The following is a 16,809-nucleotide window of genomic DNA, read 5'->3' as shown; positions in this document are numbered from 1 at the left end:
GCCCCCTCGTTTGAGGGGGCTAATTCATCACGCTGCAAGCTCTCCTGCAAGTGCTTTTGCAATCAAACTACGAGTTTCCGGAATACCGTAGAGGGCGATAAAGGAACCAAAGCGTGGACCTTTCTCCTGACCCAGAAGTACTTGATAAATCGCAGAGAAAAAGGTCTGCGTGACACCAGGGCGTCCATCTGGACCCGGCTTTGCGGTGTTCTGGTAACGCTCAATATTACGACCAATGTCGTAAATTGCGTTTTGGATATCGCCGCCGTCAGTCTCTGCTGGAAGGCCAGCGAGCACTTCATCCAGCTTGGTGAGCATTTCTGTCTCAACTTCATCAGCTGCTTTGAACTTCTTCGTTGGCTTCACGAAGTCGTCGTAGTAGCGGATGGCGTAGCCAACCAACTCATCCAACATCTTATGTGTTGCAGCAGAAGAGCCCGGTGCGTAGCGGGAGATGAACGCCCACAGCACGTCCTTGTTCTCTGCGTTAGATGCAGACACCAGGTTGAGCAGCATTGCGAAGGAGATCGGCATCTCTTCTTTTGGCGGAGTGCCGTAGTGAATGTGCCAGACCGGGTTCATCAGCTTCTGCGCTGCATCCATGTTGTCGAACTTGGACAGGAAGGTGCAGTACTCATCAACCGCTTTCGGGATGACGTCAAAATACAGCTTCTTCGCAGTTTTCGGCTTCTGGAAGTTGAACAGGGACAGGCTTTCCTGATTGGCGTACTGGAGCCACTCTTCCATGGTCAGGCCGTTGCCTTTAGACTTGGAGATTTTCTGGCCTTTGTCGTCCAGGAAGAGCTCGTAGTTGAAGCCTTCCGGAGCAGGACCGCCCAGAGCTTTACAGATCTTGCCAGACAGGTTCACACTGTCGATCAGATCCTTACCAGCCATTTCATAGTCGATGCCCAGCGCGTACCAACGCAGCGCCCAGTCAGCTTTCCACTGACATTTGACGTTGCCGCCTGTCACCAGAACTTCAACACGCTCTTCAGTCTCAGGGTCAATGTAAGTCACAGTGCCTTTTTCGACATTGCGATCCACCATTGGCACCTGCAGCACAATACCTGTGCGCGGGCAAAGCGGAAGAAATGGAGAGTATGTGGCCTGACGCTCTTCACCCAATGTTGGAAGAATGATCGCCATGATCTTGTCGTAGACTTCCAGCATGCGCAGGAGCGCTTTATCGAACACACCAGACTTGTAGTAGTCGGTAGAAGACACAAAGTCATACTCGAAGCCGAACTTATCCAGAAACGCCATGAGCTTTGCGTTGTTGGCCGCTGCAAAGCTTGGGTATTCGTTGGAGAATGGATCCGGCACGCTGGTCAGTGGCTTGCCAAGAAATGACGCCATCATCTCCTGATTAGGCACGTTGGTTGGTACTTTGCGGAAGCCGTCCATATCATCTGAAAAGCAGATCAGTTTGGTCGGGATCTTGTCTTCTGTCAGCACACGAAAAGCGGTGCGCACCATGGTGGTGCGTGCAACTTCGCCAAAGGTGCCCATGTGCGGCAGACCAGATGGACCATAGCCGGTCTCGAACAAGACCGGCCCGGTCTTGGGTTTCTTCTCCAACCGTTTGACCAGTTTGCGTGCTTCTTCAAACGGCCAGGCTTTAGATACCTGTGCCGCCTCGATAAGTTCTGGGCTGAGATCGAGTTGAGGCAAACTGTTCATAGACATGGATTTTGAGATCCGTATTTGGAGATTAAATTGTAACTGAGTTTCGCTTTCTTCAGCAGGATTTAATGCCGGAAAGCTGCGCGAACTTATGTAAAACTAGCGCCCGCGTCAATGACAGTTCTCGGGTTTTCGGCTCTACCCCCTTGTATGAGGCCGGAAGCCCCCTTACCTTTGCAGTCATTAGCCGCCGCCAGACAATTTGGCAGAGCGAAAAACTAAAGCAAACCAAGAGGCAAAGCTTTTCGCTTTGGGGAGATATGGGTACAATAGATAGATTACTGAGCGTAGAAGAAGCCCTCATTCATGTGATGGTGATGGTTTCCGCCGCAGATAGCGCAATGAGCGATGCTGAGCTTCGCCAGCTTGGCGATATTGTGGGCATTCTCCCTGTCTTCAAAGATTTTGACGACAATAACCTGATCAAGATTACCCAGCAGTGCGCTGAGCGTCTTTCTGGCGAAAACGGCATGAACACAACGCTGGCACTTGTGGCAGAGTCTTTGCCAACCAAATTGCATGACACGGCTTATGCTCTTGGTGTTGAAATTGCTGCGGCTGATTTGCGAGTTAGCCCTGAAGAAGTGCGTATGTTGCAGTTGCTGCGCGACCACCTGAAGCTGGACAAGCTGACGATCGCAGCGATTGAGCGCGGCGCACAGGCCCGCTTCCGCACACAATAACTCAGTTCAATCTGATTGGCGGGCAGCGCGACTGCCCGCAATCCTACTCTTTGCGCTGCAAGACATTGTCTGCAGCTGTTAATGCACAGTCTTGACCATATCCGGCAGATCCAGCGAGAAGGCTGGTATCTTCACCGCGAAGGACTCCCCCTTTTCAGTTTGCATGCGGTAGTTGCCCGTCATGATGCCTGAAGGGGTATTGAGTGGACAGCCGGACGTGTACTGAAACGACCCACCGGGTTCTATGACTGGCTCCTCACCAACCACACCTGCCCCGTTGACTTCCTGCGTGTTGCCGTTGGCGTCGATAATATGCCAGTGGCGAGAGCGCAGTTGGATGGTATCAGAACTCAGGTTCTCAATTGAGACCGTATAGGCCCAGAAGAACTGCTCATCTTCGGGAGTGGACTCCTCAGCAAGATAATACGGTTCGACAGTGATCTGTATATTTCGGGTAACGGCACGATACATAGCACAACCCATTTCTAAGGAAAATTCCACTGCAAATACAACAGCAGTACGCATCCTATTTTTAATAAGTCTAGCCTTTTCACCCTGATCTTCGCAAGAGCAGCGATCTCACACCGAAGGATCTGGGTGGTTCAAAACCATATGTCGAACCATAAAAACGCGAGAAATGGCCGAAAGTGTGCAGATCGCAGCAAAAGTCCACGCAACCCATGAGAAGTAAGTGGGGAACAAGCAAAATGCGACGAAGACACCAATGGTTTCAAAGCCTTCAGCGAGCCCTCCCAGATAATAGAAGGATTTCTTGCCACGTAGTGAGGTTTGCATGCCCAACTTCTGTGCCAGTGTTGCGAATGCAAGGAAAGTGGAACCGTTAATGTAAAAGCTGAAAAGTAGGGCTGCCGCGGCCAGAGCGTTCTGATCAGGCGCGACAAATGCAAAGGCCAGTGGAATTGCACCATAAAAGATGAAGTCGAATGTGATGTCGTAAAACCCGCCGAGATGCGTGGAACCGACCGCTCTGGCGATGGCTCCGTCCAAGCCGTCAGCAAAGCGATTGAGCAAGATAAACAGCAAGGCTGTGTTGTATTGCCCTGCGGCCACCGCCGCCGCCGCCGCAAGGCCAAACCCAAGTCCAACCAAGGTCACTGCATTTGCAGTAATTCCCAGATCTGCCAGCGCTTTTCCCATTCTATTGAGAGGTGGGTCTATATAGCCGCGGAGTTTTGCATCAAACATATCGTATCCTATCAGATATGCTTTTCGTCTTAGGGCTTTTTTTCCAAGGTGCCTATAACAGCTCGCTCGCAATCCACACGCGCAGTGATCAAGATTACTTCATCAGAACTTGATCACGCGCTTAGGAATTGGCGTCTTGATCATTAAACTAGGCATTTCTGCTGAAAGCCGCGCTAATCGCGTTTCCTCCGCAGTCTTTCAAGTTCATCCAACAGATCAAGTTTCACGTCTTTTAGCTCGTTCAAGATGACCCGGGTCTCTTCATGCACGTTGATACGATCTTGCTCAATATCCTTATCGTGCTCCTGCTGCATCGCTGCAACGATTATACCGATAAACAGGTTTAGAACGGTGAAGGCGGTGCACAAGATGAAAGGAATGAAGAACAGCCAGGCATTGGGAAAGACCTCCATAACGGGTCTGACAATCCCCATACTCCAGCTTTCCAGTGTCATGATCTGAAACAGTGAGTAGGCAGAGGCTCCTATTGAGCCGAACCATTCAGGAAACACCAAGCCATATAGGCGCGTGGCCATTACGGAGAAGACATAGAAAACGAGCGCCATGAGCAGGACGATTGAGCCCATGCCCGGAAGTGCGAGGATCAACCCACCAATGACACTTCGCAGAGACGGGACAACCGAAATAAGCCTCAAAATCCTCAGGATCCTGAGTGATCGCAGAATGGTTGCCGGACCTGTTGCCGGAATGACTGCAATCGTGATGATGAAGAAGTCGAAGAGGTTCCACGGCCCCCGAAAGAAACGCGGACCAAACGCGATGATACGCAGTGTCAGCTCAACAACAAAAATCACCAGGATGAATTCATCAAGAAAGCGCAGGATAGGCCCATACTTGGCAATAAGCATCTGGCTTGTATCCAAGCCAAGAACAATAGCGTTTAACGCGATTATACTTATGATTGTGTATTCCCATTGGCGGCTTTCAATGATGGATCGCAACTTCGCCCGCATTTCGACACTTGTCCTCACACTTCGAATTTGGGCCCACCCTAAGTAATTATCTGATGATTTCAAGTTGAAAGGGGGCCGCAAAATAGTGACTGCTATAAGTGAAGAAAACGCCAAGAACTTCAGGGAGTAAAGCCAAAACAACACTACCAAGTTTAACTTATAGTTTTCATAGGCTTGATAATTTCCACAAGAGCTAACAAAAAATTGCATAAATTTTGTAGAAATCGCGAGTATTGCTCAACACCAGAGCCGAAACCTCCTGAATATATGATCTGAAGAGTTAAAAGGCTGAGGTTAACACCCGTCAAATGCAGCCGGCTTGAATCCTGCAATTGCAGCTTCCCCCTCTCCTCACGCCGGTTTGGCACATGGATGCTTTTGCTTAGGGCATTCTCTGCAACTCATAAGACTCTTTATGCCTATGGACAGATACAACCCAAGCTATTCCAAGAAGCGGCAGAGAGGCTTCCTGAGGGCAGCGCGCCAAATTCTGGTTTAGGTGCGCAAGATGCACCACTGTGTTGCACAAAGGCCACCGCCTCAGTCTTGAGAATGCTCTCTAAGTCAATTCTGGTGTTTTCTTATGAGAAGCCTTACGGTTTCGTCTCAGCTTCGCAACATCTTGCCGTAAAGTCCTGAGCTCTTTCATGATCGCACTTGCTTCCATTCGCACATAATGGTGATGCTCCTCCACATCCCTTTCATGCTCTTCCTCCATTGCTGCAACAATGACACCGATGAACAAGTTCAGCACTGTTAGTGCGGTGGTCAGGATGAACGGTATGAAGAACAACCAGGCATTTGGATAGACATCCATGACGGGGCGGACAATTGCGTCGCTCCACCCCTCCAATGTCATGATCTGAAATAGAGAATAAGCGGAGGCTCCGATCGTTCCAAACCATTCCGGAAAAGTCTCACCATAGAGCTGCGTCGCCATAACGGAGAACACATAGTACACCAGAGAGAGAAGCAACATGATTGAGCCCATCCCTGGTAATGCTAGAACCAGCCCTCCGATCACGCGCCTCAGCGAGGGGACAACTGAGATGAGACGCAGAACACGAAGGATTCTCAGTGACCGCAGTATGGCTGCTGGGCCGGTGGCCGGAGTAAGCGCAATGCTTACGATAAAGAAATCGAAGAGATTCCAAGCTCCTTTGAAAAAGCGTAAGCCATATGCAAACACGCGAAGGGAGATCTCAATCACGTATATGCCCACTACGATGTCATCCAATGTGCGGAGTATTGGGCCGTAATGTTGTTGAACAATCTGGCTGGTTTCCACCCCTAAAGTTATCGCATTTAGGGAGATGATAGATATGATTGTGTATTCCCAAGCCTTACTTTCGATGATCGCACGAAGTTTTTCTCGCATCGTCCATGTACCGAGACATTACGTTAGGGAGTGGCAATTAAAACTCCGAAACCAGCTGTTTTTATGTTTCGGCAATAACCAACTCAGAAAAACACTAGGAAAGAGAACAGTTCATTATTCTTGGGTCTAAAAATATACTTCACTCTTAGATAACTCCAATTTCTACCAGGATTTTTGTATCCGTCGTGCGAGTTTAAGAACCAATATGAAAGACTGGTCGGCGGAAAGTAACCGTAACGATGACGACTTGAGGGCGAGTATCAAATGGTAAAAACGACGAAGGATGACATAACCCGGTTTGTCATTGCCCAGGACCCGGTATTTTCAGAAGTGGTACAGGAGCTATCACAAGGTCAGAAAACTTCGCACTGGATCTGGTTCATCTTTCCTCAATTACGTGAACTGGGTCGTTCTTCAACCGCACATTTCTTTGGCATTGCCGATCTTGAAGAAGCTCAGCGATACCTTGCTTATCCTCTCTTGGCCTCGCGGCTGCGTGGATGCAGTGGGTTACTGCTCAAGCACACTGACCTCACTTCCAAGCAAATCCTTGGTGAAATCGACAGTTTGAAAGTACGCAGCTGTGCAACGCTCTTTGCATATGCTGCAGATGATCCAACAGTGTTTCATCAGCTGCTCGAGCAATTCTATCAGGGACAGCCGTGCGAACTCACCTTGGATGCTCTTAAGATGCCATGGAAGATCTAGTATCTCGGCAGTCCTATAATCTCTGAGCACTCTTCATTTTACCCCTCTGGCGCACAATACCGTGTTCCGTCTTTCGCCAGTAATGCGGTTTTATCGCGAACTCGATGAGAGCTTTGTAAGAGGCGATGCACCCAAGAACCCAATAGAGTGGGATACTTGCAATCTCCCAGGTTCGAGGGCGAAAGCCGCGCTTTGCACTGCCTTGTAAGACCGTGACAACAGAGCCGCCAAGACCAAAGAGGAAACAGAACATGGCATAGATGCTGAAAGCATCAAATGCTTGCATTCCGGTGCTATAATAATTCAGAGCAAGCTTTCCAAACATCCAAACTGTCCATGGTGCAGCCCATAGACACAGCATGCCGCCAAAGAATGTTAGGAGCAGCAAGGCAAAGTTTTTCAGGCCGAGCTGCTTGTAAGCCAACCTTGGATTGCGCAGATGAACGGCCAGCGTTTGTATCCATCCTTTGTGCCAGCGAGTACGTTGGTGTAGCCAAGCTTTGAGCGTAAGCGGCGCTTCTTCAAAAGTGGAGCTGTTTAGCGTACGTGTCTTAAATCCTTGCCGTGCAAATCTGACTGCCAGATCCGCATCTTCTGTCACGTTGAATGGATCCCACCCGCCAACTTTCCGCAATGCGCTGACACGGAAGTGGTTGGATGTCCCTCCCAGAGGCAGCAGAAGGTTTTTGCGAGACAGAAATGGCAGGAAGACATCGAAGAGTGCCGCATATTCAAAAGCGAACTGACGAACCAACCAACTTTCCTCAGCGTGATCGATGGACAATGCAGCCTGCAAGCAAGCAACATCTTGGCCCTCGAGAGCGAACTGGCAGATGGCTTTTTTCAGTTGCTGTGGCTCAGGCCTGTCCTCTGCGTCAAAAACCGTTACGAACTCACCTTTTGTCGCCGCAAGGCCAACGGAAAGCGCACGAGGTTTGGTCTGCGGTTTTCCGGGAGGTAGGATGATCATCCGCATCGACTTCTTCAGCAGTTTGCGGAGGTTTTTCTGTGTCAGCTCATCATCTTGTTCGACCAGAAAGATCACATCGAGCGCATCTTTCGGGTAATCCAACGCATCCAGCCCATCAACCAATTGGCGGCAGATTGCTGACTCTTTGTAAAGTGGGACAAGCACGGTGTAGTGCGGCCACTTTTCAAGCTTTGGGACAGTGAATTCTTGCCGGTCAGAATAGGTGAAAAAGGATGCAAGGCGCAGCAACCCAGTGACACCGAGTGATAAAGTCAGCAGAATAAGGAGGCCCCAGAACAATGCATCAAACGCGAAGCCAAGTGCTCCCAGAAAGATAATTGGAGAGACTGTCAGCAGCTTTCGCTGTGAAGGCAAAAAGCGATACACTGCCGACATTGAAACATCGTCTTGTGCCAATGCGTTGGCGCTGGCCGTCGTTACCGTCAACGCCTTTTGGTACTCCGGTGTCACCAGTACAATCTTGCTCGTGGCTTCATCGAAATAGCCTAGAGCTCGCTCAAAAGCCTCTAGCTGGTGCCCAAGTGGTGCTGCTGCGAAGACGACCTTTTGATTGAGGTCCAGTGCTGGAACAAACAAAATCCCTTCAGTCTCGAATGGTTTTAGCTTTTTATCAATTGGCGCAATAGCTGACAGGCTGCCATCAGACGCATAGCGGACATTCATTTTGCCGGAAATTCCCCAGTAGAACACTGAGGCATCGAGAAACCCTTGTTCAATCAGATAATTGCTGATGCACCTGTCTTCCGCCGTCATCCTGGACTTTGCAAAATCAATCAAGGCCTCGGAGCAATTGCATTGCAGCAGGACTTCTTGTTCCAACGCGTTTTTTAGACGCACAAATTCTGGAACATATTGGCCTTTGAGCGAAGGCTTGGAGATATTTTTAATAAGAGGTCCAGCACGTTCATGAGGCGTAGGATCATCGATGGATTGCTCTAGGGGAGTAATCGCTGTCATGCGGCTTCGCAGGGCTTGTCCCGCTTCAACCGAGCGTGCGCTTTCAATACAACCAATCGAAAGAGATAACGAACGTAGAGTATTGGCCTGTCGTACTGAGAAAGGCAGCCCATTACCTACTGATATCTCGGAGTATTCCTGACAGCCCTTTGATACCCCGGCCCTTGTTAATCTAGGAGGCTGATCTTCAGTTACGGGCCTTCCCCTTACGCAGACATTCACTTAGTATCTCCTTGAGAATTTCCCGTTAGGCTTACGCTCTGTTGCAAACTGGATTGGATAACTTTTGCGTTTCCCCGTATTCTTCATATTGCTGATTTTATGTAGTGCCCAGCCGCTCATTTTCGCGGCGTCAAATGCTATGGCACAGAATGCAAATGGCTCGGATAGCTGGGAGGTTTCCCAGAGCTCTCCATTGTTGGGAGGGGGAAACAGTGGCTCGGAAATTGGAGTAAAGTCCCGATCTGATCCGTCATCGGTCGTTATCCCTTTGTTTTCTGGCGGGCAGTCTGGTCTAGCGACAACCGGCAAGGCGCCGGAGCGGATCCGTTTCATTGCTGCAGATAACTTTCCACCCTTCATTTTTCGAGATAGTGAAGAGCGATTGATGGGGTACAACGTGGATCTTGCCCGCGAGATCTGTCAGAGCCTCAAGGCTGCCTGCAGTCTCAAGATCATTCCGTTTAACCACTTGGCCAATACGGTGTTTAATGGTGAGGCCGATGCTGTCATTGCCGGAGTGAGCATGACACCGGAAACACTTGAGAAACTGTCGTTTTCTCAGATCTACATGCGATTTCCAGGGCGCTTTGTCGTGGGCAGGAACAGCACACTGGAACCTCTGCCAGAAACATTGGGTGGAAAGCGCATTGCAGTTGTGGAAGGGTCGCGTCATGAAGCATTTTTGGAACGGTTCTTTACAGATGCAATTGCAGTCCCATTTGAAAATGAAGAGCTTGCCCGCAATGCTTTGTCCCGGTCAAATGTGGACGCTCTGTTTGGCGATGGGATGAGGCTGTCATTCTGGTTGGATACGCGCACTGCCGACGGTTGCTGCAAGTTTGCAGGGGGACCGTGGCTGGATCCGAGCTACTTTAGCGGTGGATTGGCGATTGCAACAAAGGCAGGCAATACCAAGATGTTGAATGCGATCAATCTTGGTCTTACCCGCCTTCAATCCAACGGTCGTCTCGGGGAACTCTATCTCAGATATTTCCCGCGTGGTTTCTTCTGATTATCCTTGTTTCGGCGTACCATCTTTATTGACACGGCTGGAAAGCCAACCTTGTACATGCGCTAAGGCCTTGAAGGGTAATAGCAATGACCAGCCCAACTGTCGTGGCTCTTTGCCCTGAAATTCACTCAGACCGAAGGTGATGTTTTCCTGACCGCCTTTGGGGTCATTCACATAAGTGGAGAACAAACGATCCCACCAAGGGAAGTTGAAGCCGTAGTTACTATCAGTTTCAATTGGACGGGTGGAATGGTGGATGCGGTGCATGTCTGGTGTCACGATCATCCAGCGCAAGATGCGGTCTGCTTTATCAGAGAGCTTGATGTTGGCGTGGTTGAACATGGCAGCTGCGTTGAGGACAACTTCAAAAATCACCACAGAGAGAACAGGTGCGCCGAGGAGTGCGACGACGATCACTTTCCAGAGCATAGAGACTGCAATTTCCAGCGGATGGAAGCGAAGAGCTGTTGTGACATCAAAGCGTGGATCAGTGTGATGAACCTTATGCAAATGCCATAGAAACGGGACTTTGTGGCTTGCGACATGCATGGCCCAGACCGCAAAATCGAGCGCGAAAAAGGCAATTATGCCCGCTATTACAGGGTCAATTGCCAGCCAGTGCGCGAGACCAAACCCCTCCACCTGTGCCCAGTAAGCTGTTGATACTGCTGCAAAAGGCAAAGCGAACCGTAGCATCAGAGTGTTGATTATCGACAGGAGAAGGTTGGTTGACCATCGCCGTGGCCGCTCCTGGCTCTCCGAACGCCTTGGAATAAAGATTTCCAAGAATGCGAACACTAAGAATGCGCCCGCAAATATTCCCAGGCGAATGACGCCTTCTTCCATGATGAGTTCCGTTCAATTAGTGCGCATCTTCTACGCATTTATATTAGTTAATTTGAATATGGTGCTTATTGAAGACGGGGACAAGTAAATTTCCTGTCACTTTTGTCGTGAAAGAGGCGCTAAAATAGCTTCATGACTGAGATTTTATGGACACGTCCTGAAGGTGAGTGCCATGGCACTCTTGTGTTGGCTCATGGTGCGGGTGCACCGATGGATGCCAATTTTATGAACCGGTTTGCGGAAGCTGCGGCTGCGAATGGCATTGCTGTTGCGCGGTTTGAATTTGCTTACATGGCGAGGCGCCGGGAGACAGGCAAGAAGGCTCCTCCTCCGCGGGCGGACAAACTCATTGGCGAATTTCAGAGCGCTATGCAGGATATTCTTGAACAAACTCAAGGCCCTGTCCTGATTGGTGGCAAGTCCATGGGTGGGCGCGTTGCAGCTATGCTGGCGGGTGGAGAGAGCCTGCCGAAGCGTATTGCCGGTGTTGTTTGTCTTGGGTATCCGTTTCATACAGAAGCGAAGAAAGAGCTGGCGGACTGGCGGCTTGAGCCGTTGCAGAAATCCACTCGTCCTATCTTGATTACGCAGGGTGATCGGGATCAGATGGGGCATCAGGCTGAGGTGGAAGCTGTTGATTTACCTGAGTTTGTTCGGCTTTTCTGGTTGGAGGATGGAAACCACGACCTTGCCCCGCGCGGAGCTTCTCCCGCGACCTGGAAAGGCAATATTGAACAATCTGCCAGAGAGACCGCAGAGTTCTTTAAGTCGCTGATTTCCTGATAGTATTTTGCCCTGCACCTTGTTGTGCAGGGCTTTTTTTATTCGATTTATTGCGGAGTGGTTGAAGTGAGTGATGCTGTTTGGACGGCGCGTCAAAGCGGTTGGGTTCCCAAGTCGGATGATGCGCGGACACCCTATGACGTGGATTATGCCCGCATCGTTCATTCTCATGCCTTTCGCCGCTTGCAGGGGAAAACCCAGATCCTCAATCTGGGTGATAGCGACTTTTATCGCACTCGCCTGACACATACGCTGGAAGTGGCGCAGATTGCTTCGGGCATCACTCGGCAGTTCCGAGCGTTCTTCAAAGATCATCCGGCTTACGATTACATTCCTGAGGAAAGCCTCGTAAAGACAATCAGTTATTGCCATGACATCGGGCATCCACCTTTCGGGCATGGGGGTGAAGTAGCGCTGAATTACTGCATGCGCGATGCTGGTGGCTATGAGGGCAATGGCCAGACCCTGCGCATTGTTTCAAAGCTGGAGAAGATGTCGGAGAAGCATGGGGCTGATCTGACGCGGCGGGCATTGCTTGGCATGATGAAGTATCCAGTGGCGTTCTCAAAGGTCCATAATCCTGAGTTATCCCCGCGGCTTAACCCCAATACCTCTGCAGTGAGCCTGATTGATCGCAAGCGTTCTGCTCCGCCAAAATGCTTCATGGATGGGGAACAAGAGATTGTCGATTGGGTGCTGGAACCACTCTCTGAGCGAGACCGCTCGCTGTTCTGCAGTTTTGAATCCAAGAACGGCAAGCACGGAAAATCCCGTTTTAAATCATGGGATTGCTCCATCATGGATCTGGCTGATGACATTGCCTATGGGGTCCATGATTTTGAAGATGCAATTGCTTTGGGGCTGGTTCGGGAAGAGCAGTTCCGGGAGGATATCTCTGCAGACGTTTGCGCGGCATTTTTGGATGATCTGATTGAGAGCAATCCGGAGAAGTATTCTGGCAATGCCTATGAACAGATGATTGCAGGGCTGTTCGGCAATGCTAATCGGCGAAAGCAGTTCATCGGAAAGCTGGTTCACTTCTTCATTGTGGCTGTTCAGATCAAGGCGCAGGAGGCTTTCAGCGAACCTCTTTTGAAGTACAAGGCTGTTCTGCCGGAGGGACATGCCCAGGTGCTGGATGCGCTGAAAGGCTTTGTGTTTGAACGGGTAATTCAGGCACCGAATGTTCAACATCTTGAGTTCAAAGGGCAGACTATGGTGGTGGCTGTCTTTGAGACGCTCATGAGCGAGCCCAAGGCGTTCTTACCGGAAGAGGTTTACGCAGACTTCGTTGAGACTGAAGACGGTTCACGGATCGTCTGTGATTACGTTGCCAGCATGACCGACATGATGCTCCTAAAAACCTACGACCGGTTGTTCAGCCCACGCATGGGATCGATATTCGACCGCGTTTAGTCAAGGTTCTCATTCAATATCAACGAGTTAAAGAAAAACGCTGCCAGAGATTTTCTGGCAGCGTTTTTTTGTGCGTTGGTTTGCGTTTTTTACGCTTTTCCTGAGCTGTTGTGTCATTCAGCATTCATGTTCATTCACACTGCCTGCCACAACTTTTTGTCTGAGCGAATTCTTGTCGCTTGATTGAATCCAATCAAGCGGAACGCGCTTTAATCCTCGAACACTTTGTTCGCGTCCAGCTCATAATCTTTGGAGCAGAAGTCGCACTTGATGTGGACGGTTCCTTCCGCCTTCATCTCAGTTTTGTCTGCCTCAGAAAAGTTCTGCATCATGGCGGTGATCTTTTCTTCCGAGCAGGTGCATTTATCTGCCATCAACTGCGGGGAGAAGACGGATGCACCACGTTCGTGGAACAAGCGGTACAGAAGACCTTCGACAGTCAGGCTTGGATCGATGAGCTCATCATCTTTTACGGTCTCGACCAGCGAGCGCGCTTCGACCCATGCGTCGTCTTCGTCAATCTCGTGAGCTTCATGTCCTTCCGGTGCGTCGCCCGGATGGATGTCAGCCTGTTTGAGGCGATCCAGAGACTGAGGCAGGAACTGAACCATGATGCCGCCAGCAGCCCAGGAGTGATCAGCGCCACCCTCTTCTGCTTTGGTCAACATTTCAGCCACGCCAAGGCGGACGAATGTCGGGATCTGCTCTGACTTCTGGAAGTACTCGTGAGCAGCCTCTTCTAAGGTGGTGCCGTTCAGTACCACGATCCCCTGGTAGCGGCTGGTGTGCGCGCCCTGATCAATAGTGAAGGCCAGATGTCCTTTGCCGAGCAGATGATCTGGTTTGAACCCATCTTTGGCTGCAACTTCGGCGACCTTGTCTTCACTGAACTGCGCCATAGCACGCAGCCCGTCAGGCGCGTTGAAATCAACAACGAGCGTGGAGACTGCACCGTCGGTCTGGGCTTGCAAGGTCAGGCGACCTTCGAATTTGAGGGTACTGCCAAGCATGGCTGTCAGAACAATTGCTTCTGACAGCAGCTTGTTGACTGGCGCAGGGTACTTGTGCCGCGCCAGCATAGAGTTCAGCACCGGCCCCATATTGATAACCCGACCGCGAACGTCCAATGCTTCAACAGCAAAAGGAACAACAGCGTCAACGCCAGCGGCGGTCGGTTGAGCAGGTGTATTTGTCATTTTACTTTTTTATCCTTCAGGCAAAGCACCCATGCACCACGCCATAATGCCTTTTTGGGCGTGGAGTCGGTTTTCTGCCTCGTCGAATACCACAGAATGCGGGCCGTCGATTACCTCATTTGTCACCTCTTCCCCACGATGCGCAGGCAGGCAGTGCATAAACAAAGATGAATCGTTAGCTTCGCTCATCAGGCGTTCATTGACCTGATAAGGAGCCAGCAGGTTATGACGCGTTTGTGCTTCGTCATCTCCCATGGACACCCAGCAATCGGTGATAACACAATCACTGTTTTTCACAGCAGCAAACGGGTCGTCTGTTACTGAGAGTTCAGCACCGGATGTATAGGCCTTTTCGATCCATTCAAGAGGTACTGTCAGTTCATTTGGTGCGGCGACGTTAATTTTGAAGTCAAATTTTGCTGCCGCTTCGATCCAAGAGTAAAGAACGTTGTTGCTATCGCCCACCCAGGAAACGGTTTTACCCTTAATGCTTCCGCGGTGTTCTTCGAATGTCATAATGTCGGCCATGATCTGACAAGGATGCGAAACCTTGGTCAGGCCGTTGATGACGGGAACACTAGCATATTCTGCCAGTTCTCTCACGGCATCATGGTCCAGCATACGGATCATGATCATGTCCACGAAGCGGGACAGCACGCGGGCGGTATCTGGAATGGACTCGCCGCGACCAAGCTGCATCTCAGCGCCTGTCAGCATCAGGGTTTCGCCGCCAAGTTCCCGCATGCCCACATCAAAGGAGATGCGGGTTCTGGTGGAAGGCTGCTCAAAGACCATGGCGAGCACTTTGCCTGCCAATGGCCCCTGCCCGCGATGAACGCCATTGCGGGTGGCTTTGATCTGATTGGAGACCTGCATAATCTGGCGAAGGTCATCACCGGAAAAATCGCTGATATCGAGAAAGTGCTGTGGTTTTGTCATAGTGGTCATTTGGCAGTCTCGGCAGTTTTCAGCTCGGTTTCCATGTCCGCAGCAGCGGCTTCAATCTTTTCAACGAGCAGGTCAATTTCTTCAGCGGTAATGGTCATTGGCGGCATAATGCGGAGCACGTTGTCTCCGGCACCAACCGGCAGCAGACCGTTGTTGCGCATGTGGGCCAGCACCTGTGTGTTTGGCACTTTGCATTTCAGGCCAAGCATCAGGCCTTCACCGCGCACCAGCTCAAACACATCACTGTGCTGATCGACAGCGCAAGCCAGCTTCTGCTTCAGCTGCAAGCCTTTTTCCTGAACAGCTTCCAGAAAGTCTGGTTCCAGAACCGTTTCCAGAACAGCATTGCCAACAGCCATCGCCAGCGGGTTGCCGCCGAAGGTGGTGCCGTGAACGCCAGGAACCATGCCACTGGCCGCTTCATTGGTTGCGAGGAACGCCCCCATTGGGAAACCGCCACCGATGCCTTTTGCAATCGCCATCAGATCCGGTGCAACGCCTGCCCACTCATGGGCAAAGAGTTTGCCGGTTCTGCCAACACCTGTCTGGATCTCATCGTAGATCAGCAACAAGTCATTCTCATCACAGATCTGGCGCAGACCTTTCAGGAAGGCCGGGTCCATGGTGCGGATACCACCTTCACCCTGAACCGGCTCCAGCATGATCGCTGCGGTTTCCGGTCCTACCATCTTTTTGACCGCGTCCAGATCACCAACAGGCACCTGATCGAACCCTTCTGGCGCGGGGCCGAAGCCTTCGAGGTACTTTTGCTGGCCACCAGCGGCGAGCGCTGCCATGGTTCTGCCGTGGAACGCATTTTCAAAGGTGATGATGCGGTTCTTTTCAGGGTTGCCCTTGGCAAAGTGATAGCGCCGTGCGGCCTTCATGGCCCCTTCAGTTGCTTCGGTACCCGAGTTGGTGAAGAACACAACATCAGCGAAGGTGTTGTCTGTCAGCAGCTTTGCAAGCTTCTCACCCTCTGGAATTGTATAGAGATTGGTGACGTGCCACAGCTTTTCAGCCTGAGACTTCAGCGCATCAACGAGTTTTGGGTGTGCATGACCCAAGCCGGAGACGGCAATACCCGAGGCACAATCCATGTATCGTCGACCATCAGCCGCAATCAGCCAGACACCTTCCCCACGCTCGAACGCGAGGTCTGAGCGTGCATAAGTCTGCATTAGCGACGAAGTCGTCATTTCTTACTCCTCATGGATTGAGCTTTCTCGATATGCTCAAAAGTCTTGGTTGCTACAAAAACAAAAAAACGCCGTGTGGCGTTTTGAAACTAAGAGAAGCGACATATAAACCGCGTTCCCTCAGGGCAGTCAATAACACGTATTGCCAGCAATACCTTACTCCTGCTCAGGAATTGGCTGCCAGCCTTGTGTCTCTCCCTCTGGTGCAGCTTAAACAGGCTACTACCGGAAGAAGCATGCATTGTGGCATTTTTAGAGGATGGAGTAGAGATTAAATCCCATGCTCTATGACCAGTTTTTTTCCACGGTTCTTAAGGTTTATTCAATACACCTCTAGCGTGTACTACGGCATATGAGAGAGGAGTGCGCTTAGTTCTTGTCCTATGCAATTTGTAGTTTACTAGTGTTTTTTACTAGTTGTTTTTCAGTGGTAAATATATGTATTAAATATCAACGGGGTAACGCTAGCAGCTCTTACTTTGTGTTGGAAAGAATGCGGTGGAACTTGGTTTAACAAACAGCTCCTATTCTTTAGATTGATAATCTTCTCCCACCACAACACGGCTGTTATAGGTAAGTAGTAGTACGGCAATTCTGGGGAAAA

15 protein-coding genes are annotated in these 16,809 nt (G+C 50.5%); 5 read left to right on the top strand and 10 right to left on the bottom strand.

The annotated features are described in order from the left end of the window. Positions 1-27 precede the first annotated feature (27 nt). Positions 28-1,689, bottom strand: coding sequence for a lysine--tRNA ligase (locus PsAD26_RS08205; RefSeq protein WP_063309984.1), 1,662 nt, complete (start codon positions 1,687-1,689; stop codon positions 28-30). 266 nt (positions 1,690-1,955) lie between these two features. On the opposite strand from PsAD26_RS08205, the gene PsAD26_RS08200 reads away from it, so the two are divergent. Then, a complete protein-coding gene (locus tag PsAD26_RS08200; protein WP_063310090.1) occupies positions 1,956-2,369 on the top strand; it encodes a tellurite resistance TerB family protein in 414 nt (137 codons plus the stop codon). 78 nt (positions 2,370-2,447) lie between these two features. On the opposite strand, the gene apaG is transcribed toward PsAD26_RS08200, so the two are convergent. The 4 genes from apaG to PsAD26_RS08180 form a co-directional block, all read right to left on the bottom strand. Beyond that, complete coding sequence (gene apaG / locus PsAD26_RS08195; protein ID WP_057465027.1) at positions 2,448-2,840, bottom strand: Co2+/Mg2+ efflux protein ApaG; 393 nt, start codon at positions 2,838-2,840, stop codon at positions 2,448-2,450. Between the two features lie 108 nt (positions 2,841-2,948). Continuing rightward, on the bottom strand, positions 2,949-3,575 hold the full coding sequence (locus PsAD26_RS08190) for a CDP-alcohol phosphatidyltransferase family protein (protein WP_063309983.1): 627 nt from the start codon (positions 3,573-3,575) through the stop codon (positions 2,949-2,951). A gap of 173 nt (positions 3,576-3,748) precedes the next feature. Next, on the bottom strand, positions 3,749-4,549 hold the full coding sequence (locus PsAD26_RS08185; RefSeq protein ID WP_063309982.1) for an ion transporter: 801 nt from the start codon (positions 4,547-4,549) through the stop codon (positions 3,749-3,751). Between the two features lie 559 nt (positions 4,550-5,108). Further along, a complete protein-coding gene (locus tag PsAD26_RS08180) occupies positions 5,109-5,927 on the bottom strand; it encodes an ion transporter (protein ID WP_063309981.1) in 819 nt (272 codons plus the stop codon). 264 nt (positions 5,928-6,191) lie between these two features. Between PsAD26_RS08180 and PsAD26_RS08175 the strand changes: the two genes are divergently transcribed. Further along, a complete protein-coding gene (locus PsAD26_RS08175; RefSeq protein ID WP_063309980.1) occupies positions 6,192-6,635 on the top strand; it encodes a DUF1810 domain-containing protein in 444 nt (147 codons plus the stop codon). A gap of 13 nt (positions 6,636-6,648) precedes the next feature. Here the strand turns inward: PsAD26_RS08175 and PsAD26_RS08170 are convergent, their stop codons facing one another. Then, entirely contained in the window at positions 6,649-8,583 is a 1,935-nt protein-coding gene (locus PsAD26_RS08170; RefSeq protein WP_208985570.1) for a glycosyltransferase, read from the bottom strand. 361 nt (positions 8,584-8,944) lie between these two features. Here PsAD26_RS08170 and PsAD26_RS08165 point away from each other — a divergent pair, with 361 nt between their 5' ends. Next, a complete protein-coding gene (locus PsAD26_RS08165; protein ID WP_063309979.1) occupies positions 8,945-9,817 on the top strand; it encodes a transporter substrate-binding domain-containing protein in 873 nt (290 codons plus the stop codon). Here PsAD26_RS08165 and PsAD26_RS08160 read toward each other — a convergent pair whose 3' ends face one another. Beyond that, a complete protein-coding gene (locus PsAD26_RS08160; protein WP_063309978.1) occupies positions 9,818-10,663 on the bottom strand; it encodes a sterol desaturase family protein in 846 nt (281 codons plus the stop codon). It abuts the gene before it with no gap. 132 nt (positions 10,664-10,795) lie between these two features. Here PsAD26_RS08160 and PsAD26_RS08155 point away from each other — a divergent pair, with 132 nt between their 5' ends. Both PsAD26_RS08155 and PsAD26_RS08150 read left to right on the top strand, forming a co-directional pair. After that, complete coding sequence (locus PsAD26_RS08155) at positions 10,796-11,446, top strand: alpha/beta family hydrolase (protein ID WP_063309977.1); 651 nt, start codon at positions 10,796-10,798, stop codon at positions 11,444-11,446. A 66-nt stretch (positions 11,447-11,512) separates the two neighbouring features. After that, the gene (locus PsAD26_RS08150) at positions 11,513-12,862 is read left to right on the top strand and encodes an anti-phage deoxyguanosine triphosphatase (protein ID WP_063310088.1); all 1,350 of its coding nucleotides are present in this window, start codon (positions 11,513-11,515) and stop codon (positions 12,860-12,862) included. A gap of 209 nt (positions 12,863-13,071) precedes the next feature. Here the strand turns inward: PsAD26_RS08150 and PsAD26_RS08145 are convergent, their stop codons facing one another. The 3 genes from PsAD26_RS08145 to PsAD26_RS08135 are packed head-to-tail and all read right to left on the bottom strand — an operon-like array spanning position 13,072 to position 16,205. After that, positions 13,072-14,058: an Hsp33 family molecular chaperone gene (locus tag PsAD26_RS08145; RefSeq protein ID WP_063309976.1), complete on the bottom strand. Its 987-nt coding sequence runs from the start codon at positions 14,056-14,058 to the stop codon at positions 13,072-13,074. A 9-nt stretch (positions 14,059-14,067) separates the two neighbouring features. Further along, entirely contained in the window at positions 14,068-15,006 is a 939-nt protein-coding gene (gene argF, locus PsAD26_RS08140) for an ornithine carbamoyltransferase (RefSeq protein ID WP_063309975.1), read from the bottom strand. Next, a complete protein-coding gene (locus PsAD26_RS08135) occupies positions 15,003-16,205 on the bottom strand; it encodes an aspartate aminotransferase family protein (protein ID WP_063309974.1) in 1,203 nt (400 codons plus the stop codon). The genes argF and PsAD26_RS08135 overlap by 4 nt, the downstream gene beginning before the upstream one ends. Positions 16,206-16,809: the final 604 nt, after the last annotated feature.

The organism is Pseudovibrio sp. Ad26, from assembly GCF_001623285.1.
Taxonomy (GTDB): Bacteria; Pseudomonadota; Alphaproteobacteria; order Rhizobiales; family Stappiaceae; genus Pseudovibrio; species Pseudovibrio ascidiaceicola.
This window is presented reverse-complemented; position numbering and strand designations above follow the sequence as displayed.

Excerpts from the sequence above, each read along its gene's own strand:
- PsAD26_RS08170 (WP_208985570.1), bottom strand. The coding sequence starts at position 8,583 with ATGACAGCGATTACTCCCCTAGAGCAATCCATCGATGATCCTACGCCT.
- PsAD26_RS08185 (WP_063309982.1), bottom strand. The coding sequence starts at position 4,549 with ATGCGGGCGAAGTTGCGATCCATCATTGAAAGCCGCCAATGGGAATAC.
- PsAD26_RS08155 (WP_063309977.1), top strand. The coding sequence starts at position 10,796 with ATGACTGAGATTTTATGGACACGTCCTGAAGGTGAGTGCCATGGCACT.
- PsAD26_RS08145 (WP_063309976.1), bottom strand. The coding sequence starts at position 14,058 with ATGACAAATACACCTGCTCAACCGACCGCCGCTGGCGTTGACGCTGTT.
- apaG (WP_057465027.1), bottom strand. The coding sequence starts at position 2,840 with ATGTATCGTGCCGTTACCCGAAATATACAGATCACTGTCGAACCGTAT.
- PsAD26_RS08175 (WP_063309980.1), top strand. The coding sequence starts at position 6,192 with ATGGTAAAAACGACGAAGGATGACATAACCCGGTTTGTCATTGCCCAG.
- PsAD26_RS08180 (WP_063309981.1), bottom strand. The coding sequence starts at position 5,927 with ATGCGAGAAAAACTTCGTGCGATCATCGAAAGTAAGGCTTGGGAATAC.
- PsAD26_RS08165 (WP_063309979.1), top strand. The coding sequence starts at position 8,945 with ATGGCACAGAATGCAAATGGCTCGGATAGCTGGGAGGTTTCCCAGAGC.
- PsAD26_RS08190 (WP_063309983.1), bottom strand. The coding sequence starts at position 3,575 with ATGTTTGATGCAAAACTCCGCGGCTATATAGACCCACCTCTCAATAGA.
- PsAD26_RS08205 (WP_063309984.1), bottom strand. The coding sequence starts at position 1,689 with ATGTCTATGAACAGTTTGCCTCAACTCGATCTCAGCCCAGAACTTATC.
- PsAD26_RS08135 (WP_063309974.1), bottom strand. The coding sequence starts at position 16,205 with ATGACGACTTCGTCGCTAATGCAGACTTATGCACGCTCAGACCTCGCG.
- argF (WP_063309975.1), bottom strand. The coding sequence starts at position 15,006 with ATGACCACTATGACAAAACCACAGCACTTTCTCGATATCAGCGATTTT.
- PsAD26_RS08160 (WP_063309978.1), bottom strand. The coding sequence starts at position 10,663 with ATGGAAGAAGGCGTCATTCGCCTGGGAATATTTGCGGGCGCATTCTTA.